The following is a 26,492-nucleotide window of genomic DNA, read 5'->3' on the forward strand; positions in this document are numbered from 1 at the left end:
GCGACTACGGGCGCAGCTTACCCGCTAAAGGGCCCGCTCAGACCCTGGATGCTTCGGAGAGATCAATGCCAAGCGATGAGCCGGACGTAAAAACCACCGTGGGCAAGACCACGTTCTTTCAAGGTGAACACCAGACACATCCCCTGTTTCGCGTCGAGGCCGGCATCCCCTGCCAGTCTGCCCGGGAGCAGGCTTCGGAACTGATGGGTTATGTGCGGGAATTGACGATCATCGGCGTGATGGATGAGAAACCGATGATGGTCTGGGCAGCGCACTACTTGAGTGCCTTGGCCAAGGCGCTGATGGATGATGCTGAGTTAGGGATGATGCACTGATTTCCTGACATGCCAGCCGGTACAACAGAGGCGCCAGCCTTTGCATTGAAGTGACGGTATTGCCCCCCCAGCCTTTGTAAACTCAGCAGCGAGAAAAATTGAATTAGCTGTTTTCCAACTCGGTCAAGAATTATGAACGCAGTAATCTGACGAGGTAACAGCGATGACTATCGAAGCAGAGACACTCGTACAACTGGCCGAAGCGCTTCAAGAGCGCGGCATGACTTTCGTGTCAGACGTTGCATTCATCCGTGCGCCCTATAGGCACAACCACCGCTGGGTCTGCACCGTAGAGTGATATCCCACTTCGCCCGCGGCGCCGAGTCAAACTCCGCCGCTGGCCCCTACCCTGTTCCTGAGACCAATGAGCGTTACTGTGAAGTGCCGATGGAGAGCAGACGGCCGATATGCCCAGCTGCCAGTTTCATGTTCTCGACCAATGCGGGAACATCACAGTCTTGCTTACGGTACTGGGGAATGGTCGCCGAAATGGATCCAGCCACTTGGCCATCAACGAAGAACGGCACACCAATACCAAATGCACCCAATACACGCTCCCCATCACCAACCGACCAACCACGCTCTCGGATTGCAGCAAGATCAGCCCCAAGTTCTTCATGGCACACGATCGTGGCACTTGTAAGTTTCTGTAGCGTCAACCCACCTGCAAATTCAGGATCTAAGTAGGCCAACACCGCCTTACCGGCGCCCCCTGCATAAAGCGGTACGTCAACACCGGTTTCGAGCGTGTACTGGATCGGCCTCCATCCCTGCACAACTTCAATGAAATGCGCTTTTTTAGTGGCTGGGTCGTAGCTCAGGAACGCGATGGTTTCGCCGGTTTCCTTGACCAGGGCTTCGATGACAGCCCTGCACAATTTAGCGACCGTGCATACGCTGTTGTTTAGCAGCGCCACCCATTGATATAAACGCGCCCCCGGGAACAGCTCTTTGCCATCTGCGCACACTAGTTTTGCCTGAGAGGCCGATTCGACGATCTTTCGGGCAGTCGCAATGTTGCACTGTAGCTGCGATGCAAGCCCCGAACTGCATACATAACCATTCGGTATAGCGCAAAGAATCTGCAACAATCCCTCTAATCGAGAAATAGTAGAACTGTCATCGCTACAGATGATGCTTTGCTTATCCTCCCTGTGTTGTGCAAGGAAACGCTCAAGCTCAGTTGCCACACCCTCAACCATTGCGAGTGACGTCTGCGCGCCTTGCCCACCGTCGCCACCGAGATTGTGTAGCGACACCGTGATGATCAACCCTTGTGTTAATCGCTTGGTCACTATCGCAACTGCAGCAGGGAACTCGTACTCCGCAATAGGCGGAACCGAACCCCCAAAGCTCCCATGCAGCATCAATGAGTCTTCGTCCGGAGAGCGCTGTAAAAAATCATTGAAACCGCGGCCGATGTCGCCAAAACCCAACGGGTAGACCGAGCCGATCTTTGGTCTGAATGCAAGGGTCGCCTGGGCCTCACCGCAGTAGAGCACATAGTAGCCATTCACGTGCGGGGCATAAACCGACAGCAAGGCTGCCTGTTTGGCAACCCCTGCCAGCCCGTCCAGAAGACGCCTGGCGGCGCTCAACAACGCACTGCGGTTACTCAGGGCGGCCATGAGCACTCGCAAACGCGGCCCGACCCGATACTTTCCTACCCCGTCTTCTACTGCGAAATCACGATCGACCAAGGCCGTCAGGATTCGGTTGACCGTGCTTCGGCTCTCGCTCAGCTCACCGGCCAACTCCCTCACGCCCCAAGGTTCTCCCTCCACTCGTCTGGCCAAGGCGTCCATCACCTCGATCAATCGACCGTGGCTGGAGGTAGCAGCGGGTGCCTTTGGAATAGCTGTTTCGAGGGGCGCATTGGGCATTTCAGGTGACTTGAAAGCATCTGGGGGCTCCATTTTGGGCCTGTTTCCTAGCCCGTGGCAATCAGCAGCCTGTTGACAAGCAAGTACGGCACGAGGATCCTACAAAAACAACAAAACAGGACGCCGTCCCATTTTTTAACATGGACGTATCCGATAAGCTGGAGTGACCTATGAATAAGAACAATACGCTGACGGAGTCTGTCGCCATGCTTGAGCCTGTAGCCGAGCGCAAGACGAAGGCGAAGAAAGCCACCGCTGCCGCCGTATTCGGCACCTTCGTTGAGTACTATGACTTCAGTATCTACGGGTATCTCGCCGCAACCTTGGCGCTGGTGTTCTTTCCCTCCGACGACCCCACGACCGGCCTGCTCAACACGTTTCTCGTGTTCGGCTCGGCCTTTCTCGTACGCCCCCTGGGGGCAGTCGCCTTCGGCTGGCTCGGCGACAAGGTCGGGCGCCGCGCGAGCCTGATCGCCAGTATCACGCTGATGGGCATCGCAGCCACGCTCATTGGCTTACTGCCTGGGTATGCACAGATTGGCGTTTGGGCACCCATCCTCCTGGTCGCGCTGCGTATGCTTCAAGGTTTTTCAGCAGGCGGCGAGATCGGCGGTGCGGCAAGCTACATTCGCGAATGGGCGCCAGCCAACCGTCGCCCGCTCTACATTTCCTTCCTGCCGTCGATTGCACAGTTCGGCAAAGGCCTGGCAGCTGCGATCGCGGGCTTGGCAGCAGCATCGTTGACCGACCCCGAGATGGCAGAATGGGGCTGGCGTGTACCGTTCCTGCTGGCCTTGCCACTGGGCATCATCGGCCTGTGGATGCGCCTGGGCATTGAGGACAGCCCGGAATTCGAGTCCAGGAAAACCGCAGAGACGGAGCCAAAAGGCGCGCCGTTCGCCGAACTCATTCGTGAGTACATGCGCCCGCTGACCAAGGTAATGATGATCTCGATGGTGCAGAACATCGGCACCTATATCGGCACCGTCTTTATTGCCGCGTACTTCAGCTCCATCCTCGGCTACTCCAAAGGTCAAGCGTCGACGATCGTTCTGGTTGCCGTCAGCTTCGCGGCCCTGATGATCCCACTGGCAGGTCAACTAGGTTCGATCATTGGCAGCAAGGCACTTCTGCGCCTGGCATACCTTGGCTACGCGGTCCTGTCCATCCCGTCCTTTATCCTGATGCAGCAAGGACAAGTCAGCCTGGCCATGGCTGGCCTGGCCTTGGGCATGGTGCCCTACGCCCTCTGCCTGGCAGGTACCTATTCGGTCATGCCGGAGTTCTTCCCTACCCATGTTCGGCATACCGGTGTCGCTTTCGGCCACAGCGTAGGTGCCGTGATCGGCGGTGGCATCGGCCCGTTCATGGCGACCTGGTTGATCGGCGCCACCGGCAATCAAAGCGCGCCTGCCTTCATTCTCTGCGGCGCTGGCGTTCTCGGCCTGATCGTGTTGTGGACCGTCCGCAACCAAGCTGCCGCCGACGACAACAAACATCAATTTGCCTGAGAACAACAAAATGTCGCTTATCTACGTTACGAGCCCGATTCACGAAACGGTGCTTGCTCGTCTTTCCGATCTGGGGGAAGTCCGTCTTGGCTATGGCGTCAACGCTGTGAGTTATGACGAAATCCGTAATGAGGTAGATGCCGTATTTCTACGCGGCGGCCATATCAATGCTGAAATGATTGCCGCCTCCCCGAAGCTACGCATCATTGCGCGACACGGCGCGGGCTATGACAACGTTGATTACAAGGCCGCTCAAACCCACGGCGTCTGGGTAACCAACACGCCTGGTGCCAACCGGCGCAGCGTGATCGAACATGTATTCGCCCTGTTGCTGTCGCTGTGCCGCAAGCTGCCGTTGGCGACCGACCAGACCCGTAACCGCAACTGGGCACAAGACCGTCTTGCGCTGACCGGCATCGAGCTCGAAGGCCGCACCGTGGGCCTGGTGGGCTTCGGTAACATTGGCTCAAGCGTTGCGCCTGTTGCTGAAGCCCTCGGCATGAAGGTGATCTTCACCGACCCTGCCATCGAGCCGGCTTCAGACAGCCGTTGGACGGATTTTGACACGCTGCTATCCACCGCAGATGTCGTGAGCCTGCATGTGCCGCTGCTTGCGACCACCCGCAACCTCATCGGCGCAGCAGAGTTCGCCCGGATGAAAGAAGGCGCGGTGTTGATCAACACCAGCCGTGGTGGCGTGGTTGACGAGGTGGCGATGGTCAACGCGCTGAAGAGCGGAAAGCTGGCAGGCGCAGGCGTGGATGTGCTCAACGCTGAGAACATCGACATGATCAGACCATTCGAACATAGCACCCCCGACATCGCCAATACGCCCAACCTGATCGTGACCGCCCATGTTGCCGGACAGACAGACGAATCGCTGATGCGCGTTGGCATGAGTGCCCTGGAGGCCATCGCAGCGGTGCTCAACGATGAGGTGCCTGCGCACCCCGTCAATAAGCCTGTGCCCAAGTCATTCAGCTAAGCCTTTTCGTATAGGGAGATATTCAATGTTCATCAATGTGTCCGACGAGGCAATCAGCGTCAACGCCGACTGGGAGCGAACTGACCTGTCATTGATCGAAGCAGTTTCGCACTACCCGGTAGCGCTCATCGGTGACGTACTCCAGCGCATGGGCATGATGGCTTCGGCCATCCGCCACACCGCTGGCAAACCGGCATTCTTCGGCAACATTTTGCCGCTCAACACCCGCGAAGGTGACAACCTAGCCATTCACCGAGCACTGGATGAAGCTCAGGCTGGTGATGTGCTGGTGATCAATGGCAACAGCGAAGTGAACCGATCGGTCTTCGGTGACCTGCTCGGCGAAATCTGCCTTGCCAAGCAAGTTGCAGCGGTGGTCATTGATGGTGCCGTGCGTGACATTGAAGAATTGAACAGCATGGGGCTGCCCGTCTACGCCCGAGCGGTGAACCCAGCCGGCCCATCGAAGTGGGGCCCAGGCCAGGTTGGCATCCCGGTGGCTTGCGGCAACGTCGTCTGTTACCCAGGCGACGCGATTATCGGTGATCGTGACGGCATCATCGTCGTCGCTCGCAGCCTGATCCCGACCTTGGCCGAGAAAGTGAAGCTTCAGGACGGCTATGAAAACAATTTCCGCGAAAAAGTGCGGGCAAGCGTGCGCTGAAGGCTAGTACGTTAGCGCCATGGGGTGGCGATAACAGCGATCACATATTTGGGTCGCTAACGGGCCAAAGATTCGAGCATCGACACAGTTTACCCAGACACCAGAATCGAGTAGGAGGCGGGTTCACACCCGCCGTCCTCTCACACCACCGTGCGTACGGTTCCGTACACGGCGGTTCAGGCTATGCGGCTAAGCCGATTGATCGTATCCAGTATCGAGACCAGTCCGAGTCGATCCCATAGTTTCTTCGGCAGCGCCTGATTCATATGTGGCGCCCCCGAGTTCCACCACGGGCCTCGGCCGTTATAGGCCGATTTACAGGCACGCTCTTCGCTTAAGCCCAGACGCATCAGGTTGCGCGCCCTCGTAGAGGGCTGCTTCCATTGGCGCCAGATGGCACAGCGGAGTTTGTGCCTGACCCAGCCATCCAGTTCCTCAAGTGGCCGTTTGCTCTGGCTGAGCTTGAAGTAACCCGCCCAGCCTCGTAATACAGGGTTTATCCGCTCGATGGTATTTGCCATCTTGCGACCCCGTGCACCGCGTAGCAACTCTGCGAGCCGGTCGCGCAGGCGACCCAGGCTCATCGTTGCCACCCGCAGCCTTGGCTGCTGATGCCAGCTCATCCCATAGCCCAAGTAGTCACACTTCCAGGCTCTCGCGACTCGACTCTTCTTCTGATTCACCGTCAGTTTCAAACGTTGGTTCAGGAAGCGCTCGACACTGACCAGTACTCGCTCGCCAGCCCGAGGACTGCGCACATAAATGTTCGCGTCATCGGCATAGCGCACGAAGCGATGGCCCCGCCGCTCCAGTTCGCGGTCAAATTCATCGAGCAGGATATTCGACAGCAGCGGCGAGAGCGGGCCGCCTTGCGGCGTCCCTTCCTGCCGTGGGCTAACGACACCGCCTGACATGACTCCCGCTTCAAGGTAGCGACGGATAAGCCTAAGTACGCACTTATCTTTGACCCGGCACTCGATACAGGCCATGAGGATGTCGTGGTTGACTCGATCGAAGAACTTTTCCAGATCGATTTCCACGCACCACCGATGCCCCGATGCCACATGGGCACGGGCCATCTCGACAGCTTGATGTGTGCTTCTGCCCGGACGGAAGCCATAACTGTAGTCCGAGAACAGTGGGTCGAAGATGAGCGTGAGCTGTTGCTGCAAGGCTTGCTGGATCAAGCGGTCCACGACGCTGGGGATTCCCAGTTGCCGTGTGCCGCCCTGCGGCTTGGGAATTTCAACCGCTCGCACTGCTTGTGGATGGTATTCACCGGCCAGTAGCCTGGCCTTGAGGGTTGGCCAATACTGTTTCATGTAGCCCGCCAAGTCAGCGACCGTCATGCCATCGGCACCCGGCGCTCCCTTGTTGCTGACCACGCGTTGATACGCACGTCTGAGGTTGGCCGGTGCAAGCACCCGCTCCATCAGCGTGTCCGGCTCCGCGTTCGTCCACGTTACTGACGCCGTCGATACCTTTGCACTGTCATGCATCATCCTCAGCTTCTGGCCGGGACTCGGGATGACAGTTTCCGCTGTGGGAAATTTCTGCATTACGGCTACCAACGAGACAGTGACGCCTACTGGCGGCATAACCTGTTCGGCCCTTGGTGGCGCGGTTAACCGCCACTTACTACGGCTTCGGCTGACTTCTGCATGCTCATCCCGTCGCCTTACGACGCTCGGTAGCACAAAGGCAAGCGTGCAGATCTCCCAGGGTAATTCGCGCGACCTTCCTGCTTATGCCTGTCGGATTTACGTCACAGCGTTCCGTGCAAGTATTGGGCTTTGAAGATTGTTGCCTTCTTACCCCGCTGCGCCGCCTAATCCGCTTCCTGTTCGTCAGGCCAGCATTTTGCCTCGGGCTTCCTTCAGATTCGCAGTCGCCTGCGACACCCTTGCCTCTGGCTAACACTTCCCCTTGCCGGGTGTGTAGAGGACTTTCACCTCCAAGTCACCCACTCGGCCACCACAGCCAAGCGGGTTGCGCTGACGCGCAACGCGCCATGCCTGGCGCACAACGCAAAAGCCCCGAATAATCGGGGCTTTTGTTGAAGAAAGTGGCGGAAGCGTAGAGATTCGAACTCTAGGATAGTTGCCCATCGACGGTTTTCAAGACCGTTGCCTTAAACCACTCGGCCACGCTTCCAGCTCGTTTGCGGCCGCCATAATACCGTAATGAAACACGCTGTCAAACTCTCTATGTCGCCGGTTGCAGGAGCTCTGATAGACTCCTAGCATCTGAACGTTCCAAAACCACAGGTTTACCAAGGAGTGTCGCCATGCGCGAACAGGATTATGCCGTACACAGCGGCCAACAGGTTGAGCAGCGCGAGGTCAGCAAGGTCCTGCGCAACACCTACAGCCTGCTGGCACTCACCCTCGCCTTCAGCGGTGTCATGGCCTTCGTCGCCCAGCAAATGCGTGTGGGCTACCCGAACATCTTCGTTGTGCTGATCGGCTTCTACGGCCTGTTCTTCCTTACCAACAAACTGCGTGATTCGGCGTGGGGCCTGGTGTCCACCTTCGCCCTCACCGGCTTCATGGGCTTCATCCTCGGCCCAATCCTCAACCGTTACCTGGGTATGGCCGGTGGCGCTGAGGTGGTCAGCTCGGCGTTCGCCATGACGGCCCTGGTGTTCGGTGGCCTGTCGGCCTATGTGCTGATCTCGCGCAAGGACATGAGCTTCCTCAGCGGTTTCATCACCGCCGGCTTCTTCGTCCTGCTGGGTGCCGTAGTGGCTAGCTTCTTCTTCCAGATCAGCGGCCTGCAACTGGCGATCAGCGCTGGCTTCGTGCTGTTCTCGTCGGTCTGCATCCTGTTCCAGACCAGCGCGATCATCCATGGCGGTGAGCGTAACTACATTATGGCGACCATCAGCCTGTATGTATCGATCTACAACCTGTTTGTCAGCCTGCTGCAACTGTTCGGCATCATGGGCCGCGACGACTGATAGCGGTTGCTAGAGCCCGTTCAAAAAGCCCGCCTCGGCGGGCTTTTTTGTGTGTTCGTGCAGGCCTCTATCTTCAAGCCAGCTCTCGGCGCGCCAACTGACCCAAAAGTCAGGTTATTAGCGGCATACTCGCCGATCTTGCCGCCATCGTGCATGCCACTACCGCAATCCCCCTTCACCCCGTAGAATGCGCTCCTTTTTTCTTCCGGGGCAGCTTCACCGATGAGCTCACACGAACACAGCCCGGGCGCGGATGCGCCTGCCAATGAATTGGTGCTTGGCCTCGAGGACAAGCCACGGCTGCTGATCGGCCTGCTGGCGGCACTGCAGCACCTGCTGGCGATTATCGTGCCGATCGTGACCCCAGGCCTGCTTATCTGCCAGGCGCTAGGTGTTTCGGCGCGTGATACCAACCTGATCGTGTCGATGTCGCTGGTGATCTCGGGTATCGCCACCTTCGTGCAGTGCAAGCGGTTTGGGCCGTTCGGCGCGGGGTTGCTGATCGTACAGGGCACCAGCTTCAACTTCGTCGGCCCACTGATTGCAGGTGGGGCGCTGATGGTCAAGCAGGGCACCCCTGTCGAAAGCGTGATGGCAGCGATCTTCGGCGTGGTGATCGCCGGCTCGTTCGTCGAAATGGGCGTGTCGCGCATCCTGCCCTTCGTCAAACGCCTGATCACGCCGCTGGTGACGGGCATCGTGGTGTTGATGATCGGCCTGACCCTCATAAAGGTAGGCTTGATAAGCATGGGCGGCGGCTTTGGCGCCATGGCCAATGGCACCTTCGCCAATGGTGAAAACCTGCTGCTGTCGGGCGTGGTGCTGGCAATCATCGTCATCCTCAACCGCCTCCCGGTGGTGTGGATGCGCAGCTGCGCGATCGTCATCGCCCTGGCGGTGGGTTACGCCCTGGCGGGTTACCTCGGCCGGCTGGACTTCACCGGCATGCATGAAGCTGCACTGTTCCAGGTGCCGACGCCGCTGCACTTCGGCCTCGGTTTCTCGTGGGCGCTGTTCATCCCGATGCTGGTGATCTACCTGGTGACCTCACTGGAAGCCATCGGCGACGTTACGGCAACCAGCAAGGTCTCACGCCAACCGGTCGAAGGCGCGGTGTGGATGCAGCGCATCAAGGGCGGCGTGCTGGTCAACGGCGCCAACTCGCTGCTGGCGGGCCTGTTCAATACCTTCCCCAGCTCGATCTTCGCGCAGAACAACGGCGTGATTCAGCTGACCGGCATCGCCAGCCGCCACATTGGTATCTGGATTGCCGTGATGCTGGTGGTATTGGGCCTTTTCCCGAGTGTTGCCGGTGTTATTCAGGCTGTACCTGAGCCTGTGCTGGGCGGCGCGGCCATGGTCATGTTCGGTGCCGTGGCCGCTTCGGGCATCAATATTCTGGCTAGCACGCGCCTGGACCGCCGTGCACTGCTGATCATCGCCGTGTCGTTGGCGTTGGGCCTGGGCGTGGCCCAGGTGCCGGAGTTCCTGGCGCACATGCCGGCGGCTATTCGCAATGTACTTGAGTCAGGCGTTGCCACCGGTGGTATCTGCGCCCTGGTGCTGAACTGGTTCCTGCCAGAGCGCAACGAACACGCCTGACAGCCCTGCCCCGGCCAGCCAGCCCGCGCCTACTCGCGCGGGCTTTTTGCTTTAGAATGGCCGCATTCCTTTGCACGAGTTGCCCATGAAATTCGCTATCGCGGTTTTTTCCCCGGCCCACGCACCCTCCTCGCGGCGCGCTTTACGCTACGCCGAGGCGGTGCTGGCCGGCGGGCATGAGATTGCCCGGTTGTTCTTCTATCAGGACGGTGTTCACAGCGCCTCGGCCAACGTGGTCGCGCCCCAGGACGAACAGGACATCGCCGGCCAGTGGCGCGCCTTTATCGAGCAGCACCAGCTGGACGCCGTGGTGTGCATCGCCGCTGCCTTGCGCCGCGGCGTGCTCGATGAGGCCGAAGCCAGCCGCTACCAGCGCCAAGCGGTGAACCTGCCCAAGCCGTGGGAGCTCTCCGGCCTGGGTCAACTGCATGAAGCGGCACAGCTCGCCGACCGCCTTGTCTGCTTTGGAGGCGATTGAAATGGCCAAATCCCTGTTGATCATCAGCCGCCAGGCGCCCTGGAGCGGCCCGTCTGCCCGCGAAGCGCTGGACATCGCACTGGCCGGCGGCGCTTTCGATCTGCCACTGGGCATGCTGTTCCTCGATGACGGCGTGTTCCAGCTCGCCCCAGCCCAGCAACCAGCGGCCGTGCAACAAAAGAACCTCGCCGCCAACCTGCAGGCACTGCCGATGTTTGGTGTAGAGGAGCTGTTCGCCTGCCAGCACAGCCTGGCCCTGCGCGGGCTTGCTGCCGACAGCCTGGCCCTGCCCGTTGAGGTGCTGGACGACGCGGCCCTGAAGGCCCTGATTGCCCGTTTCGACCAAGTGGTGACGCTCTGATGCCGACTTTGCATGTGATATCCCACTCGCCTTTTGGCGACGATCGTTTGAGCAGTTGCCTGCGCCTGCTTGCTGACGAAGATGCCCTGCTGCTGTGCGGCGACGCGGTGTATGCCCTGCGTGACGGCAGCGAACCACAGCGTCTGCTTCAGGCGGCAGCGTTGGAGCAGCGCCTTTTTGCACTCGACGAGGACCTGCAAGCGCGCGGTATCCGCAGCGAGTTGGCCAACACCGTGGACTATCAGGGGTTCGTCGCGCTGTCACTGCACTATGACAAGGTCAACAGCTGGCTATGAACACCCTGACCGTAGACGACCAGGCAATCGCCCTGGACAAGGACGGCTTTCTGGTCGACCTGCAAGACTGGTCCCACGCCGTCGCCGAAGCGCTGGCCGCGCGCGAAAGCATTGCCCTGACCAACGACCACTGGGAAGTCCTCGAACTGCTGCGCCAGTTCTATGAGGAGTTCCAGCTGTCTCCGGCAACGCGCCCACTGATCAAGTACACCGCGTTGAAGCTGGGCCCTGAAAAGGGCAACAGCCCGCACCTCAACCGCCTGTTCAACGGCACCCCCGCCAAACTTGCCGCCAAGCTGGCGGGCCTGCCCAAGCCGACCAATTGCATATGACAGACGCTCGCCCGCTCACCCTACAAACCCCGGCCGAACACCCGTTCGCCGAATTCGTACGCATCCTTGGCAAAGGCAAACGCGGTGCTCGCAGCCTCACCCGCGAGGAAGCCCGAGCCGCCATGGCCCTGCTGCTTGAAGGCAAGGTTGAAGACACCCAGCTCGGCGCCTTCCTCATGCTGCTGCGGCACAAGGAAGAAAGCGCGGAGGAGCTGGCGGGCTTCACCGAGGCCCTGCGCGCGCAACTGAATGCACCTCGCATCGCTGTCGATCTGGACTGGCCCAGCTATGCCGGCAAGAAGCGCCACCTACCTTGGTTCCTGCTGGCCGCCAAATGCCTGGCCGCCAACGGCGTGCGCATCCTGATGCATGGTGGTGGCGCCCACACCGCAGGGCGCATGTACACCGAGCAGCTGTTGGCCCTGCTGGAAATTCCGCTTTGTCGCCATTGGTCCGCCGTGGAGCAGGCGCTGGACCAGCAAAGGCTGGCGTTTTTCCCGCTGTACGATTGGGCCCCGCAACTGCAGCGCATGATCGACCTGCGCAACATACTTGGCCTGCGCTCCCCCATCCATTCGCTGGCCCGCGTGCTCAACCCGCTGAGCGCCCGCTGTGGCCTGCAGAGCATCTTCCACCCCGGCTACCAGGCCGTACACCGTGAGGCCAGCCGGCTGCTGGGTGACCACGCAGTAGTGATCAAGGGCGATGGCGGCGAAATTGAAGTTAACCCGGATGTCATCAGCCACCTGTACGGCACTAGCGCAGGTGAAAACTGGGACGAAGAGTGGCCAGCGCTGAGTGAGCGGCGCCATGTAAAACCTGCAAGCCTGCAGCCCGAACAACTGCTGGCGGTTTGGCGCGGGGAGGCTCAGGACAGCTATGGGGAAATGGCCGTGGTGGCGACCATGGCCTTGGCGTTGCGCGGCTTGGGGCAGGACCGCGAGCAGGCCTTTGCGACCGCACGCAGCTATTGGAGCGCCCGGAACCAATCGAATAAGTAGATCATTTCTTCGCAGTCTTTGCGCTATTTATTCGAACGCCTTGCCCTAGACTGGGCTCCAACGACAAACAACTTTGTTCCGAGGAGCTCATCATGGGCCTATTGATCGACGGCCGCTGGCACGACCAGTGGTACGAAAACGGCAAGGATGGCACTTTCAAGCGCGAGAACGCCCAACGCCGCAATCCGCTGCCCGCCCCTGAAGGCGGTCGCTACCACCTCTATGTGTCGCTGGCCTGTCCATGGGCTCACCGCACCCTGATCGTTCGGGCGCTCAAAGGCTTGGAGCCGTTGATCGATGTGTCGGTGGTCAGTTGGCTGATGCAGGAAAACGGCTGGACTTTCGACCAGCAACAGGGCTCCACCGGCGATCACCTTGACGCCCTCGAATTCATGCACCAGCGCTATACCCAGGACGACCCGCACTACACAGGCCGCGTGACCGTGCCCGTGCTGTGGGATAAAAAGGAAAAGCGCATCGTCAACAACGAGTCGGCGGAGATCATCCGTATCTTCAACAGTGCGTTCAATGAGCTGACAGGCAACACCCTCGACCTGTATCCGCAGCCATTGCGCCCGACCATCGAGGCGCTCAACGCACGTATCTACCCAGCCGTGAACAATGGTGTTTACCGTGCCGGCTTCGCCACCACGCAAGAAGCCTACGAGGCTGCGTTCGACGAAGTGTTCAACGAGTTGGACTACCTGGAAGCACTGCTGGATCGCCAACGTTACCTGGCAGGCGAGTATCTGACTGAGGCCGATGTGCGCCTGTTTACCACGCTGGTGCGCTTCGATGCGGTGTATCACGGCCACTTCAAGTGCAACCTGCGCCGGTTGAGCGATTACCCGAACCTGTCGAACTGGCTGCGTGAGCTGTACCAGTGGCCGGGTGTGGCGCCGACGGTGAACATGGAGCACATCCAGAAGCACTATTACATGAGCCACAAAACCATCAATCCGAACGGGATCGTGCCCAAAGGCCCGCTGCAGGATTTCAACTTGCCGCATGATCGGGAACGGTTGCCTGGCAAAGGGATTTGGAGCTGAGGGAGTTAGGGCTGCTTTGCAGCCCATCGCCGGCAAGCCGGCTCCCACAGGGATCGCGCCAGCTTTAGAAGTTGAGCAGGACAGTTGCTACCACAAGGTATGGCGCCGGCCTTCAAAAAGTTGACCAACCCTGACTGCCCAGGTCACTGGATTGCAGCCCACTTCTTCGGTGAAAACCACCATCTTGTGGGAGCCGGCTTGCCGGCGATGGGCCGCAAAGCGGCCCCCGCTTTTACTGGTCCTGCTGTGCACCTTCGAACCAGGCCAGCTTGTCACGCAACTGGACCACTTCCCCGACAATCACCAGGGTCGGCGCATGCACTTCATGCTTGGCCACCAATGCTGGCAGGTCAGCCAACGTACCAGTGAACACCCGCTGATTGCGGGTAGTCCCCTGCTGCACCAACGCCGCCGGCGTGCTCGACGCACGGCCATGGCGAATCAGCTCAGCGCAAATGGTCGGCAACCCTACCAGGCCCATGTAGAACACCAAGGTCTGGTTCGGCGCCACCAGGTCATTCCAAGGCAGGTTGCTGGTACCGTCCTTGAGGTGGCCGGTGACGAAGCGCACTGACTGAGCATGGTCACGGTGGGTCAACGGAATGCCGCCGTAGGCAGAGCAACCACTGGCTGCGGTAATACCGGGCACCACCTGGAACGGGATGCCATGCTCGGCAAGCTCTTCGATCTCTTCGCCCCCACGGCCGAAAATGAACGGGTCACCGCCCTTCAGGCGCAACACACGCTTACCCTCGCGGGCCAGGTCGACCAGCAGACGGTTGATCTGATCCTGCGGCACGGCATGCTCGGCACGACGCTTACCGACGTAGATACGCTCGGCGTCGCGGCGGCACATCTCAATGATCGCCGGTGCCACCAGGCGGTCATACAGCACCACATCGGCCTGCTGCATCAGGCGCAAGGCGCGGAAGGTGAGCAAGTCCGGATCACCCGGCCCCGCCCCTACCAGATACACCTCCCCCCCCTGCTGCACCGGGGCACCATCGACCATCGCCTGCAACAGCCGCTCGGCCTCGGCACCCTGCCCGGCCAACTGACGCTCGGCGATCGGGCCCTGGAACACGGTTTCCCAGAAGCCGCGACGCTGGTTGACATCCGGGTAAAGCGACTTGACCTTGTGCCGGAAGCGCGCTGCCAAGGCGGCCAGCTCGCCATAAGTGGACGGGATCCAGGTTTCCAGCTTGGCGCGAATCAGGCGCGCCAGCACAGGGGCGTCACCGCCGCTGGATACCGCAACCACCAGCGGCGAACGGTCGACAATGGCCGGGAAGATCACCGTGCACAGCGCCGGCGCATCCACCACATTGACCGGCACGCAAAGCGCCTGCGCCTGCGCCGACACCTGAGCATTGAGCTCAGGGTCGTCGGTGGCCGCAATCACCAGGCGACAGCCGACCAGGTCAGCCCCCTGATAGCCACGCACCAGGACCTCACCGCCACCTTCACGGGCCAGCGCAGCCAGTTGGCCGTCGACCTCAGGCGCCACCACCCGCAGCGCGGCGCCGGCATCGGCCAGCAGGCGCGCCTTGCGCAAGGCGATCTCGCCGCCACCGACGACCAGCACACGGCCGCCCTGCAGCTTGTGGAACAGCGGCAGGTAATCCATTTAGCGGATGACCTCGACACCGCCCATGTAGGGCTTGAGCACTTCCGGCACGCGGATGGAGCCATCGGCCTGCTGGTAGTTTTCCAGCACAGCGACCAGGGTACGGCCTACGGCCAGGCCCGAACCGTTGAGGGTGTGCACCAGCTCTGGCTTGCCGGTTTCCGGGTTGCGCCAGCGGGCCTGCATGCGGCGCGCCTGGAAGTCACCGCAGTTGGAGCAGGAGCTGATCTCGCGGTACTTGTCCTGGCTCGGCACCCATACTTCGAGGTCGTAGGTTTTCACCGCGCCGAAGCCCATGTCGCCGGTGCACAGGGCCAGTACGCGGTAGGGCAGTTCCAGCAGCTGCAGTACGCGCTCGGCGTTGGCAGTGAGGCCTTCCAGCGCCTCCATGGACTTGGACGGCTCGACCACCTGGACCATCTCGACCTTGTCGAACTGGTGCTGGCGGATCATGCCACGGGTATCACGGCCCGAAGCGCCGGCTTCACTGCGGAAGCACGGGGTATGGGCGACCAGCTTGAGCGGCAGCAGCTTGGCATCGATGATCTCGCCGGCTACCAGGTTGGTCAGCGACACTTCAGCGGTCGGGATCAGGTAGAAGTCGGCTTCGCCTTCACGGGTGATCTTGAACAGGTCTTCCTCGAACTTCGGCAGCTGGCCGGTGCCCTGCAACGCTGGCGCCTGCACCAGGTACGGGGTGTAGTGTTCTTCGTAGCCGTGTTCAGCGGTGTGCAGGTTGATCATGAACTGCGCCAGGGCGCGGTGCAGGCGGGCAACCGGGCCGCGCAGCACGGCAAAACGGGCGCCCGACAGCTTGGCAGCAGCCTCGAAGTCCAGGCCACCGCTGATTTCACCTAGGGCGACGTGGTCTTTGATTGGAAAATCGAACGCCCTCGGCGTGCCCCAACGGCGCACTTCGACGTTGTCGTCTTCGCTGGCACCGACCGGCACACTGGCGTCCGGCAGGTTGGGGATGGTCAGGACAATGCCATCCAGTTCGGCCTGGATGCCATCGAGCTCGACCTTGCCTGCGGCCAGTTCATTGGCCATGCGCTCGACGTCAGCCATCAGCGGTGCGATGTCCTCGCCCTTGGCCTTGGCCTGACCGATGGATTTGGAGCGGGCGTTACGCTCGGCCTGCAGCTGCTCGGTGCGGGTCTGCACCGCCTTGCGGCGCTCTTCCAGCGATTCGATGCGCGCGACATCCAGGCTGAAGCCACGGGAGGCGAGGCGGTCCGCCACTTCCTGAAGTTGGCCGCGTAACAGTTTGGAATCGAGCATATCGTTCTCTCGTTATGTGTGTAGGTTGGTTCAGAGTCGGGTCAGGGGCAGGCCAGTAGCCCGCCCATCACGCTAATACCGGTATAGCCCACGGCCAGGGGCACTTGCCCACTTTCCACCGGGCGCACGGTATGGAGCGAAAAAGAGGAAAACGTCGCCGTGACGCCGACGATAAGGCCAGCGCGCTGTCCGACAGGCGCCAGCGGCTTGTGCAGGACTGGGTCATGGCACAGAGCGCTCACGGCTTTCTCCGTTGACGCGGGCTGCTGCGATCGAGGTCGGCCAAGTGGCGCAGTTTCTCGCCGATCTTCAGCTCAAGCCCCCGGGGCACGGGCTGATAATACTGACGTGGCTCGAGCTGGTCCGGGAAGTAATCTTCACCTGCGGCATAGGCATCGGGCTCGTCGTGGGCGTAGCGGTACTCCTCGCCGTAGCCGAGCTGCTTCATCAGCTTGGTCGGGGCGTTGCGCAGGTGCAGTGGCACCTCCAGCGAGCCATGCTCGGCGGCTTCGCGCAGGGCAGTCTTGAAGCCCATGTACACGGCGTTGCTCTTCGGCGCACAGGCAATGTAGGTAATGGCCTGAGCCACCGCCAGCTCGCCCTCGGGGCTGCCCAGGCGCTCCTGCACGTCCCAGGCCGCCAGGCACAGGCTCAGGGCCCGTGGGTCGGCGTTGCCGATGTCCTCGCTGGCCATGCGCACCACGCGGCGGGCGATGTACAGCGGGTCGCAGCCGCCATCGAGCATGCGCGCGAACCAGTAAAGCGCGGCGTCCGGGTTGGAGCCGCGCACCGATTTGTGCAGGGCGGAAATCTGGTCATAGAAGGCCTCGCCGCCTTTGTCGAAGCGCCGGCGGCTGTCACCGAGCAGGCTCTGCAGCAGGTCTACGCCAATCTCGCTGCCATCTTCGGCCAGGTCCGAGGCGTTTTCGAGGAAGTTGAGCATGCGCCGGCCATCGCCATCGGCGGCGGCCATCAGCATCTTGAAAGCGTCGTCGCCCACGCTCAGGTTGCGCTTGCCCAAACCGCGCTCTTCGTTGAGTGCGCGGTCGACCAGCTTGCGCAAGGCGGGCTCGTCCAGGCTCTTGAGCACGTAGACCCGCGCACGCGAGAGCAAAGCGTTGTTCAGTTCGAAGGAAGGGTTCTCGGTGGTGGCGCCGATGAAGATCAGCGTGCCATCTTCGACGAAAGGCAGGAACGCATCCTGCTGGGACTTGTTGAAGCGGTGCACCTCGTCCACGAACAGGATGGTCCGGCGGCCATACTGGCCGGCCTGCTGCTTGGCCACCTCGACGGCCTGGCGGATTTCCTTGACCCCTGCCAGTACCGCCGAAACCGTCTCGAAGTGCGCATCGCAAAACTGTGCCAGCAGCCGGGCGAGCGTGGTCTTGCCCACGCCCGGCGGCCCCCAGAAAATCATCGAGTGCAGCGCACCCTGCTCCAGCGCCTCACGCAGCGGTTTGCCGCGCGCCAGCAGGTGCTCCTGGCCGACATACTCGTCCAGGTTGGACGGGCGTAGCCGGGCAGCCAGGGGCTGGGCAACAGGTTCGCTTCGAAACAGGTCCATGGTGCGCTCTGCTTACTCCTTGATGACGTCCGCGCCTTTCGGGATGTCGAACTTGAACCTGCTGTCCGGCACCGGCTGGTTGGCTTTGACGCCATTGAACAGGATGTTGGTGCGCTGGCCGACGCTGTCGATCAGCTGCATGTCGTTGATCAGGCCACGGCGGAACGATACGCGCAGCGAATCGAACAGGGTGTCCTTGGTGGTTGGCTTGAGGGTGAAGTCCATCACTTCGCCCTGCTCCTTGGAGGTGATGTCGAAGCTCTGGCTGATCTTCGACACGTCACCGGACAGCAGCAGCGCCGGGGTCTGGTTCAGGCGCACATCGAGCTTCTTGATGGTGGCCTGCTCCAGGTCAGGGTCCCACAGGGTGACGTTCTTGCCGTCGGACACCACCACCTGCTCCTGGGGTGCATCGGTGTGCCAGTAGAACAGGCCCGGGCGCTTGACCGTCATCTTGCCGGTTGTCTCCTGCAGGCTGGTGCCACCGGCGTCCAGGGTCAGCTGGGAGAAATTGGCCTCGATGGTCTGCGACTTTTCCAGCAACTGGGTCAGGCGCTGTACGTCCTGCTCACCAGCGTGAGCCGACAGTGTGGCCGTTACCGAACCCAGGGTCAGGGCAGAAACCAACAGCATGCGAATCGCGCGCATGTTAATCCTCATTGAGCATTTATGAAGCCGGGCGCCACCGTCGGCGCCTGGCAAGGTGTTCATCAGTCGCGCGGGCCGCCCGGGGCAATCACTTCCCGCGAACCGTTGCTGTTCATGGGGGTGACCACACCGGCCATCTCCATCGCCTCGATCATGCGGGCGGCGCGGTTGTAGCCGATCTTCAGCTTGCGCTGCACGGCCGAAATCGACGCCCGGCGGCTTTCGAGAACGAACTGCACCGCCTCATCATACAGGGCGTCACTTTCCGAATCCTCGTCGCCGCCACCGCCACCGCCGCCTTCGAAGCCGCTGCCGGCCTCCTCGACGCCGTTGAGGATGTCGTCGTTGTAGTCCGGAGCACCACGCAGCTTCCATGCTTCCACCACGCGGTGCACTTCATCGTCGGAGACGAATGCGCCATGTACCCGGATCGGCAGGCTGGTACCTGGCGGCATGTAGAGCATGTCACCGTGGCCCAGCAGTTGCTCGGCGCCACCTTGGTCGATGATGGTGCGCGAGTCGATCTTGCTCGACACCTGGAACGCCATGCGGGTCGGGATGTTGGCCTTGATCAGGCCGGTGATCACGTCCACCGATGGGCGCTGGGTGGCGAGGATCAGGTGAATACCGGCTGCCCGAGCCTTCTGGGCGATACGGGCGATCAGCTCTTCGACCTTCTTGCCAACGATCATCATCATGTCGGCGAATTCGTCGACCACCACCACGATGGTCGGCAGGGTCTTGAGGGCCGGTGGCTCGTCTTCCATGCTCTCGCGACGGTACAGCGGATCATGGATGACCTCGCCGGCCTCCTGGGCATCCTTGATCTTGCGGTTGAAACCGGCCAGGTTACGCACGCCCATGGCCGCCATGAGCTTGTAGCGCCGCTCCATCTCGGCCACGCTCCAGCGCAGCGCGTTGGCGGCGTCCTTCATGTCGGTGACCACCGGGCACAGCAAGTGCGGGATGCCTTCGTAAATCGACAGCTCGAGCATCTTCGGGTCGATCATGATCAGGCGCGCGTCTTCAGGGCCGGACTTGAACAGGATCGACAGGATCATCGCGTTCACACCCACCGACTTACCGGAACCGGTGGTACCGGCTACCAGCAGGTGTGGCATCTTGGCCAGGTCGGTGATCACCGGCTTGCCGCCGATATCGTGGCCCAGGGCCAGGGTGACGGGCGACTTCTGCTCGTCGTACTGCGGTGTCGACAGCACCTCGGAGAAGCGCACCATCTGCCGGTTTTCGTTGGGGATCTCGATACCCACGGTGGTCTTGCCGGGGATGACCTCGACCACCCGCACACTGGTCACGGCCAGCGACCGCGCAAGGTCCTTGGCCAGGTTGGCGATGCGGCTGACCTTGACCCCGGCCGCGGGCTGGATTTCGTAGCGGGTAATGACCGGGCCCGGGTGAATGGAGTCCACCGAGACTTCGACGCCGAATTCCTTGAGTTTGATTTCCAGCAACTGACCGACGCCGGCCAGGGATTCTGGCGAGTACTCGATCTTCTTCTGCTCGGCTGGGTCGAGGATGGAGATGGACGGCAAAGTGCCTTCCACGGCGCTGTCGACGAACAATGGCGCCTGCTTTTCCTTCATCACCCGCTTGCTCGGCTCCACTGCCTTGGCCGGCGCGGCAGGCGGCATGATCACAGGGGCAATCGAAGGCTCACGGGGGACCACAGGCTCGCGTGGCACAACCGGTTCGCGCTGGGCGACGACAGGGCGCGCTGGGGGCTCATCGCGCTCACCGATACGCTCGCGCAGCTGCGCCTTGGCCGGTTCGCGCTTCTCGGCAGCCGCTGGCGGCGCATCGAACCTCGGCTCGTCCACCTCACGCAGTTGCGCTTCCAGGCGTTTGCGCTCGTTGCGCGCCTCCCACCAGCGGTTGGCCGCGCCTTGCACGAGCTCGAACAGGTCCAGGGTGATCTTGCCGGTCATGTCCATCACCTTGAACCACGAGAGGTCGGTGAACACGGTCAGGCCGAACAGGAACAGGGCGATGAACATCAGCGTGCTGCCCTGCACGTTGAGCAGGTTGCGCGCCAGATCGCCGAGGCTTTCGCCCAAGGCACCACCGGCGGAGAACGGCAGGCTCGCCGGGGGATGGAAATGGATATGCGCCAGTGCAGCACCCGACAGCACCAGGAACACCAGGCCGATCAGGCGCCAGGAGAACAGCCAGCCGCTCCATTGCCAGGGTTGATGGCGCTCGCGGAAGATCTGCCAAGTTTTGATCGCCAGCAGCAAAGGGAAGATGTAGGCGAAATAGCCGAGCACCATGAACATGATATCGGCGAAATACGCACCGGCACGCCCGGCAGCGTTCTGCACCTGGTCGACGTTGCTGGTGTGGCTGAAGCCTGGGTCGGAGGTATCGTAGGTCAGCAGCGCCATCCACAGGTACAGGCACAGGGCGCCGACAGCGATCAACGCACCTTCCTTGAGGCGGTAATGCAGCTGCTGGCGCCACAGGGGCACAGGCAATGGAGCTGGAGTTGCGGTGGATTTCTTCAAAACGCGTCTATTCCTGCGCGTGCTGCGCGTCCAGTAGTGATTGGCCGATGACAGGCCAATGAACCCCTACTTTTAACATTACTGCCCGCCGGCCGCCATGGCGGCACGCCCTATGGCGTTTGGGTGGGGGCGACTTTCGTATAGCTGCAATTTGAGCATGCATTTTCTTTTGTGACAAAGGCTTATGCTGTGTTTTTGCACAGGTGTGACAGCAAATGTGCCAGATGGTGCCTGTAGCCTCACGAATGTGTAGGAAATTGCCGACCCTATCGCCCGATTGGACGCTCCTGCGGGCAGGACTTGCCCCGCGCGGGCCAAGCATTGACCGCAGGCGCCCTCCTTGCCATGCTGCCTGCTCCCCTCCCCCACCGCACGATAGACCATGCTCACCTGGCTGACTCGCGACTCGCTGACCTTCCCACCCCTGGAAAAAGCCCTGCAGGACCCTAACGGCCTGCTCGCCGCTGGTGGCGATCTGAGCCCCGAGCGCCTGGTGCAGGCCTATCGCCATGGCTGCTTCCCGTGGTACCAGGACGGCCAACCCATCCTCTGGTGGTCGCCCGACCCACGCACCGTTCTGTTCCCGGACGAGCTGCATGTCTCGCGCTCGCTGGCCAAGCTGTTGCGCCAGGCGCGTTATCAGGTCAGCTTCGACACCGACTTCCCCGCCGTGATCGACGCCTGCGCCGCGCCGCGCGACTACGCGGACGGCACCTGGATCACCGACACCATGCGCAACGCCTACTGCGAGCTGCACCGGCGCGGTATCGCCCATTCGGTGGAGGTACGCCAAAACGGCGAACTGGTGGGCGGCCTGTACGGCCTGGCCATGGGGCGGTTGTTTTTCGGCGAGTCGATGTTCAGCCGCGCCGACAATGCGTCCAAGGTCGGCTTCGTGACCCTGGTCAACCACCTGCGCGATGCAGGCTTCGTGCTGATCGACTGCCAGATGCCGACCGATCACCTGCACAGCCTGGGCGCCCGCGCGATCAGCCGCGCGAGCTTCGCCGATTACCTGGCCCTTCACCTCGACCAGCCCAACAGTGCCAGCTGGCGCACCTAGGCGAGTTCCGAGAGCTGGCTTACACTTAAAGCAAAGTCTCACCGAAGGGGTCGATCATGACAGAGTTGGCGCGGTTGAAGTTCTATGCCACTCAGCCCCACTCCTGCAGCTATCTGCCGAACGAGCAGGCGACCACCCTGTTCCTCGACCCCAGCCAGCCGATGGATGTGCATGTGTATGCCGACCTCTCGGAGATGGGCTTTCGCCGCAGTGGCGACCACCTGTACCGCCCCCATTGCCAGAACTGCAATGCCTGCGTGCCGGCGCGCATCCCGGCCGCGCGCTTCATTCCCAACCGCCAGCAGCGGCGCATCCTCAAGCGCAATGCAGACCTCACCGTGACGGCTGCACGGCCGGCGTTCAAAGAAGAATATTTCGACCTGTACCGTCGCTACATCGAAACCCGTCATGCCGATGGCGACATGTACCCGCCAAGCCGCGATCAGTTTTCCACCTTTCTGGTGCGCGACTTGCCGTTCTGCTGGTTCTACGAATTCCGCCTGGCCGGTCGCCTGCTGGCAGTTGCCGTCTGCGACCTGCTACCCAACGGGCTGTCTGCGGTGTACACGTTCTATGAGCCCGACGAAGAACGGCGCAGCCTGGGGCGTTTTGCCATCCTCTGGCAAATCACCGAAGCCCTGCGCCAGGACCTCGAAGCGGTTTATCTTGGCTACTGGATCAAGAACTGCAAGAAGATGAACTACAAGACCCAGTATCGCCCCATCGAGCTGCTGATCAACCAGCGTTGGGTCACTCTCAACTGAAAGCATTGGCTTGACACACTATTTTCCGGCATAATCCACGCCACTTTTTTGCCCGGTGCGGTTATGCGTCGGGCCAACACTGGACACCGAGGGCTCAACTGCATGTCGAAAGAAGACAGCTTCGAAATGGAAGGTACTGTCGTCGACACCCTGCCCAACACCATGTTCCGCGTGGAGTTGGAAAACGGGCACGTCGTAACCGCGCACATCTCCGGAAAGATGCGCAAGAACTACATCCGTATTCTCACTGGCGACAAGGTCCGCGTCGAGCTGACGCCTTATGACCTGAGCAAGGGCCGCATCACCTACCGTGCGCGCTAAGCTCCAGCCATGAAAAAGCCCGGCCATGTGCCGGGCTTTTTTGTGCTCGCAAAAATGGCTTGGGGCCGCGAAGCAGCCCCTTGCATCACGCGACTTCTGCCGTGGTTTCGAAGTCGAACACCAACTCCCCATCGCGCAGGTCGATGTGCACCACACCGCCGTGCTCGGCCAGCTCGCCAAACAGAATCTCCTCGGCCAACGGCCGCTTGATCTTGTCCTGGATAAGCCGCGCCATCGGCCGCGCACCCATCTGCACATCGTAGCCAGAGGCCGCCAGCCAGCCGCGGGCGGCATCGCTGACTTCAAGCAAGACGCGCTTGTCTTCCAGCTGCGCCTGAAGTTCGATGAGGAACTTGTCGACGATGCTTTTGATGGTCTCGTGACTCAGGCGGCCAAACTGGATGATGGTGTCCAGACGGTTGCGGAACTCCGGTGTGAAGCTCTTGCGAATGACTTCCATCGCATCGGACGCATGGTCCTGATGGGTGAAACCAATGGAAGCGCGTGCCGCAGTTTCAGCGCCGGCATTGGTGGTCATGATCAGAATCACATTGCGGAAGTCCGCTTTGCGCCCGTTGTTGTCGGTCAGGGTACCGTGGTCCATCACCTGCAGCAGCAGGTTGAAGACTTCCGGGTGCGCCTTCTCGATCTCATCGAGCAGTAACACGCAATGCGGCTGCTTGGTGATCGCCTCGGTCAGCAGGCCACCCTGGTCGAACCCGACATACCCAGGAGGCGCACCGATCAAGCGCGACACAGTATGCCGTTCCATGTACTCGGACATGTCGAAGCGCACCAGCTCGACACCCAGCGCCTTGGCCAGCTGCCGCGCCGCTTCGGTCTTGCCCACACCGGTAGGGCCGGCGAACAGGAACGAACCGACCGGCTTGTCCGGTGCCTTGAGGCCTGCACGGGACAGCTTGATTGCCGTGGCCAGCGAATCGATCGCCTGGTCCTGGCCGAACACGGTCAGTTTCAGGTCACGCTCCAGGTTACGCAGCAGCTCCTTGTCGGAGCTGGTGACGTGCTTCGGCGGAATCCGCGCGATCTTGGCCACGATGTCCTCGACTTGAGGTACATCGATACGCTTGACCCGATTCGCCTCAGGCTGCAGGCGCTGATAGGCCCCAGCTTCGTCGATCACGTCGATGGCCTTGTCCGGCATGTGGCGGTCATTGATGTAGCGTGATGCCAGCTCGGCGGCGGCGCGCAAGGCTTCGTCGCTGTACTCGATATTGTGATGGCTTTCAAAGCGCCCTTTGAGGCCGCGCAGAATGCCCACGGTGTCCTCGACAGACGGCTCGCTGACATCCACCTTCTGGAAGCGCCGTGCCAGGGCACGATCCTTCTCGAAGATGCCACGAAACTCTTGGAACGTCGTCGAACCGATGCAGCGAATCTCGCCGGAAGACAGCAGCGGCTTGAGCAGGTTGGAGGCGTCCATCACGCCGCCCGAGGCAGCACCGGCACCAATGATGGTGTGGATTTCGTCAATGAACAGGATGGCCTGGGGGCGTTTGCGCAGCTCACCAAGCAACGCCTTGAAGCGTTTCTCGAAGTCGCCACGGTACTTGGTCCCTGCCAGCAGTGCGCCAAGGTCGAGCGAATACACCACGCTCTGCGACAGCAGGTCGGGCACCTGACCATCGACGATGCGCTTGGCCAGGCCTTCGGCAATCGCGGTCTTGCCCACACCAGCCTCACCGACCAGCAGCGGGTTGTTCTTGCGCCGGCGGGCAAGGATCTGCGCCACACGCTCGACTTCCTGCTCGCGCCCGACCAGCGGGTCGATTCGCCCAGCACGGGCCAATTCGTTCAGGTTGCTGGCATACGCATCCAGGGGGTTGCTCGAGGACGACGTCTCGCCGCCCTCCTCATCCTGCATTTCCTGGTCGCTGTCACTGTGCGAGCCGTGGCCCGGCACTTTGGAAATGCCGTGGGCAATGTAGTTGACCACGTCGATACGGGCCACGCTCTGCTGCTTGAGCAGGAACACGGCCTGGCTTTCCTGTTCGCTGAAGATCGCCACCAGCACATTGGCACCGGTCACCTCGCGCTTGCCAGAGCTTTGCACGTGGAACACGGCACGCTGCAGCACACGCTGGAAGCCTAGGGTCGGCTGGGTTTCGCGATCCTCGTCGTTGACGGGAATCAGGGGAGTGGTGGAATCGATGAACTCTTGCAGGTCGTGCTTGAGTTTGTCGAGATTGGCGCCACAGGCGCGCAGAACGGTCGCAGCAGCCTCATTGTCAAGGAGTGCCAGCAGCAGATGCTCGACGGTCATGAATTCATGACGCTTCGAACGGGCCTCCTTGAAGGCAAGATTGAGGGTGACTTCGAGCTCGCGGTTTAACATAGCTTCACCTCATACCCAAGTGGTCGGCGATTAACCGTCCTTCTCGATTTCACAGAGTAGCGGATGCTGGCTTTCCCTGGCGTATTGGTTGACCTGCATGGCCTTCGTTTCGGCGATGTCCCGGGTAAACAATCCGCACACTGCCCGCCCTTCGGTATGGACGGTCAGCATGATCTTGGTCGCCAGCTCGCGGTTCAGATTGAAGAACGTTTCGAGCACTTCGACGACGAAATCCATCGGCGTGTAGTCATCGTTGAACAAAACCACCTTGTACATCGGTGGCGCCTGCAGGATCGGCTTGGCTTCCTGTACCGCAAGCCCTGAGCCGTCGTCCTCATTCGATTGCGGGCGATCCTGATTGAATGTTAGTCGAATCTCGCTACGTGCATGCATGGAAAGAATTTCATCATGATCGACAGGTTAAGGTTGTGAGTTGACCGCACAAGCCGCAGCCCGCGTGTAGACGGGGCGACCTTGACTATCGGCAAAACGGTGTTACAACCAATAAGAACCCACCGTGGTCGATAAAGATCCGCGCAGTCAACCAGATTTTTCGCAAGGTTCGTATGCGGATGAAGTGGATGATACTCCAGTGATGGAGTCCTTTGCAGAGGGACATAGGGATGGCAAGCGGTAAAGTCAAGTGGTTCAACAATGCCAAGGGCTACGGATTCATCAATGAAGACGGCAAAACCGACGATCTGTTCGCCCACTATTCGGCGATCAAGATGGACGGTTACAAAACCCTCAAGGCCGGACAAGCCGTGACTTTCGAGATCGTGCAGGGCCCCAAGGGCCTGCATGCGACCGAGATCGCCAACGCTATCACCAGCACCTCGACGGGAGCCTCGCAATCATCGACCGCAGAAGCCTGACCCCTGCTTTGCGCC

The 26,492-nt window shown here is 61.0% G+C and carries 25 protein-coding genes, 1 tRNA gene and 1 pseudogene; 16 read left to right on the plus strand and 11 right to left on the minus strand.

All coding sequences use genetic code 11. The features are described from left to right. Positions 1–65: 65 nt before the first annotated feature. Positions 66–335, plus strand: coding sequence for a DUF3077 domain-containing protein (locus tag OSW16_RS17440; RefSeq protein ID WP_267817181.1), 270 nt, complete (start codon positions 66–68; stop codon positions 333–335). 371 nt (positions 336–706) lie between these two features. Here OSW16_RS17440 and OSW16_RS17445 read toward each other — a convergent pair whose 3' ends face one another. Further along, positions 707–2,251, minus strand: coding sequence for an IclR family transcriptional regulator domain-containing protein (locus tag OSW16_RS17445; protein WP_267817183.1), 1,545 nt, complete (start codon positions 2,249–2,251; stop codon positions 707–709). Between the two features lie 137 nt (positions 2,252–2,388). Here OSW16_RS17445 and OSW16_RS17450 point away from each other — a divergent pair, with 137 nt between their 5' ends. Genes OSW16_RS17450 through OSW16_RS17460 form a run of 3 tightly spaced genes read left to right on the plus strand, consistent with a single transcriptional unit; the run spans position 2,389 to position 5,378 of the window. After that, positions 2,389–3,729: an MFS transporter gene (locus OSW16_RS17450; protein ID WP_267817185.1), complete on the plus strand. Its 1,341-nt coding sequence runs from the start codon at positions 2,389–2,391 to the stop codon at positions 3,727–3,729. 10 nt (positions 3,730–3,739) lie between these two features. Beyond that, the gene (locus tag OSW16_RS17455; RefSeq protein ID WP_267817187.1) at positions 3,740–4,714 is read left to right on the plus strand and encodes a hydroxyacid dehydrogenase; all 975 of its coding nucleotides are present in this window, start codon (positions 3,740–3,742) and stop codon (positions 4,712–4,714) included. A 25-nt stretch (positions 4,715–4,739) separates the two neighbouring features. Beyond that, positions 4,740–5,378 carry an RraA family protein gene (locus tag OSW16_RS17460; RefSeq protein WP_267817189.1) on the plus strand — a complete coding sequence of 213 codons (639 nt, stop codon included), beginning with the start codon at positions 4,740–4,742 and terminating at the stop codon, positions 5,376–5,378. A gap of 176 nt (positions 5,379–5,554) precedes the next feature. On the opposite strand, the gene ltrA is transcribed toward OSW16_RS17460, so the two are convergent. Then, positions 5,555–6,976, minus strand: a complete 1,422-nt coding sequence (ltrA, locus tag OSW16_RS17465; protein WP_241807218.1) for a group II intron reverse transcriptase/maturase — start codon at positions 6,974–6,976, stop codon at positions 5,555–5,557. 468 nt (positions 6,977–7,444) lie between these two features. Then, positions 7,445–7,532: transfer RNA gene (locus tag OSW16_RS17470), tRNA-Ser, on the minus strand. Positions 7,533–7,665: 133 nt separating this feature from the next. Between OSW16_RS17470 and OSW16_RS17475 the strand changes: the two genes are divergently transcribed. The 8 genes from OSW16_RS17475 to OSW16_RS17510 all read left to right on the plus strand — a co-directional run bounded on the left by OSW16_RS17475 (position 7,666) and on the right by OSW16_RS17510 (position 13,456). Beyond that, positions 7,666–8,337: a Bax inhibitor-1/YccA family protein gene (locus OSW16_RS17475; RefSeq protein ID WP_241805411.1), complete on the plus strand. Its 672-nt coding sequence runs from the start codon at positions 7,666–7,668 to the stop codon at positions 8,335–8,337. Positions 8,338–8,559: 222 nt separating this feature from the next. Further along, positions 8,560–9,939: a nucleobase:cation symporter-2 family protein gene (locus OSW16_RS17480; RefSeq protein WP_267817193.1), complete on the plus strand. Its 1,380-nt coding sequence runs from the start codon at positions 8,560–8,562 to the stop codon at positions 9,937–9,939. 85 nt (positions 9,940–10,024) lie between these two features. Then, positions 10,025–10,417: a sulfurtransferase complex subunit TusD gene (gene tusD, locus OSW16_RS17485; RefSeq protein ID WP_267817195.1), complete on the plus strand. Its 393-nt coding sequence runs from the start codon at positions 10,025–10,027 to the stop codon at positions 10,415–10,417. Position 10,418: 1 nt separating this feature from the next. Continuing rightward, positions 10,419–10,778 carry a sulfurtransferase complex subunit TusC gene (gene tusC / locus OSW16_RS17490; protein WP_241805414.1) on the plus strand — a complete coding sequence of 120 codons (360 nt, stop codon included), beginning with the start codon at positions 10,419–10,421 and terminating at the stop codon, positions 10,776–10,778. Beyond that, a complete protein-coding gene (gene tusB, locus OSW16_RS17495; protein ID WP_267817198.1) occupies positions 10,778–11,074 on the plus strand; it encodes a sulfurtransferase complex subunit TusB in 297 nt (98 codons plus the stop codon). The genes tusC and tusB overlap by 1 nt, the downstream gene beginning before the upstream one ends. Further along, positions 11,071–11,406 (plus strand): TusE/DsrC/DsvC family sulfur relay protein, encoded by a 336-nt coding sequence (locus OSW16_RS17500; protein ID WP_241805416.1) that lies wholly within the window; start codon positions 11,071–11,073, stop codon positions 11,404–11,406. The genes tusB and OSW16_RS17500 overlap by 4 nt, the downstream gene beginning before the upstream one ends. Further along, a complete protein-coding gene (locus OSW16_RS17505; protein WP_267817200.1) occupies positions 11,403–12,407 on the plus strand; it encodes a glycosyl transferase family protein in 1,005 nt (334 codons plus the stop codon). Before OSW16_RS17500 ends, OSW16_RS17505 begins: the two co-directional genes overlap by 4 nt. 92 nt (positions 12,408–12,499) lie before the next feature. Further along, positions 12,500–13,456 carry a glutathione S-transferase family protein gene (locus OSW16_RS17510; protein WP_267817202.1) on the plus strand — a complete coding sequence of 319 codons (957 nt, stop codon included), beginning with the start codon at positions 12,500–12,502 and terminating at the stop codon, positions 13,454–13,456. A gap of 232 nt (positions 13,457–13,688) precedes the next feature. Here OSW16_RS17510 and cysG read toward each other — a convergent pair whose 3' ends face one another. From cysG to OSW16_RS17540, 6 genes and pseudogenes are all read right to left on the minus strand, one after another. Beyond that, positions 13,689–15,083 carry a siroheme synthase CysG gene (gene cysG, locus OSW16_RS17515; protein ID WP_241805419.1) on the minus strand — a complete coding sequence of 465 codons (1,395 nt, stop codon included), beginning with the start codon at positions 15,081–15,083 and terminating at the stop codon, positions 13,689–13,691. Continuing rightward, complete coding sequence (gene serS, locus OSW16_RS17520; RefSeq protein WP_267817204.1) at positions 15,084–16,364, minus strand: serine--tRNA ligase; 1,281 nt, start codon at positions 16,362–16,364, stop codon at positions 15,084–15,086. A gap of 41 nt (positions 16,365–16,405) precedes the next feature. Beyond that, positions 16,406–16,579: pseudogene (locus tag OSW16_RS17525) on the minus strand (fluoride efflux transporter CrcB); the annotation flags it as partial. A 23-nt stretch (positions 16,580–16,602) separates the two neighbouring features. Beyond that, on the minus strand, positions 16,603–17,928 hold the full coding sequence (locus tag OSW16_RS17530) for a replication-associated recombination protein A (RefSeq protein WP_241805421.1): 1,326 nt from the start codon (positions 17,926–17,928) through the stop codon (positions 16,603–16,605). Between the two features lie 12 nt (positions 17,929–17,940). Continuing rightward, on the minus strand, positions 17,941–18,576 hold the full coding sequence (gene lolA / locus OSW16_RS17535; protein ID WP_241805422.1) for an outer membrane lipoprotein chaperone LolA: 636 nt from the start codon (positions 18,574–18,576) through the stop codon (positions 17,941–17,943). A gap of 62 nt (positions 18,577–18,638) precedes the next feature. Further along, positions 18,639–21,152, minus strand: coding sequence for a DNA translocase FtsK (locus OSW16_RS17540; protein WP_418942199.1), 2,514 nt, complete (start codon positions 21,150–21,152; stop codon positions 18,639–18,641). Positions 21,153–21,480: 328 nt separating this feature from the next. Between OSW16_RS17540 and aat the strand changes: the two genes are divergently transcribed. From aat to infA, 3 genes are all read left to right on the plus strand, one after another. After that, positions 21,481–22,161, plus strand: a complete 681-nt coding sequence (gene aat / locus OSW16_RS17545; protein WP_267817209.1) for a leucyl/phenylalanyl-tRNA--protein transferase — start codon at positions 21,481–21,483, stop codon at positions 22,159–22,161. Between the two features lie 56 nt (positions 22,162–22,217). Then, complete coding sequence (locus tag OSW16_RS17550) at positions 22,218–22,925, plus strand: arginyltransferase (RefSeq protein ID WP_046788264.1); 708 nt, start codon at positions 22,218–22,220, stop codon at positions 22,923–22,925. Between the two features lie 102 nt (positions 22,926–23,027). Continuing rightward, complete coding sequence (gene infA / locus OSW16_RS17555; protein ID WP_002553999.1) at positions 23,028–23,246, plus strand: translation initiation factor IF-1; 219 nt, start codon at positions 23,028–23,030, stop codon at positions 23,244–23,246. Positions 23,247–23,331: 85 nt separating this feature from the next. On the opposite strand, the gene clpA is transcribed toward infA, so the two are convergent. Next, positions 23,332–25,602 carry an ATP-dependent Clp protease ATP-binding subunit ClpA gene (gene clpA, locus OSW16_RS17560; RefSeq protein ID WP_039601928.1) on the minus strand — a complete coding sequence of 757 codons (2,271 nt, stop codon included), beginning with the start codon at positions 25,600–25,602 and terminating at the stop codon, positions 23,332–23,334. Positions 25,603–25,632: 30 nt separating this feature from the next. After that, positions 25,633–25,995: an ATP-dependent Clp protease adapter ClpS gene (gene clpS, locus OSW16_RS17565; RefSeq protein ID WP_241805425.1), complete on the minus strand. Its 363-nt coding sequence runs from the start codon at positions 25,993–25,995 to the stop codon at positions 25,633–25,635. Positions 25,996–26,225: 230 nt separating this feature from the next. Between clpS and cspD the strand changes: the two genes are divergently transcribed. Continuing rightward, complete coding sequence (gene cspD / locus OSW16_RS17570; RefSeq protein WP_241805426.1) at positions 26,226–26,477, plus strand: cold shock domain-containing protein CspD; 252 nt, start codon at positions 26,226–26,228, stop codon at positions 26,475–26,477. Positions 26,478–26,492 lie beyond the last annotated feature (15 nt).

The organism is Pseudomonas putida (assembly GCF_026625125.1).
In the GTDB taxonomy this organism is placed as follows: Bacteria; Pseudomonadota; Gammaproteobacteria; order Pseudomonadales; family Pseudomonadaceae; genus Aquipseudomonas; species Aquipseudomonas putida_X.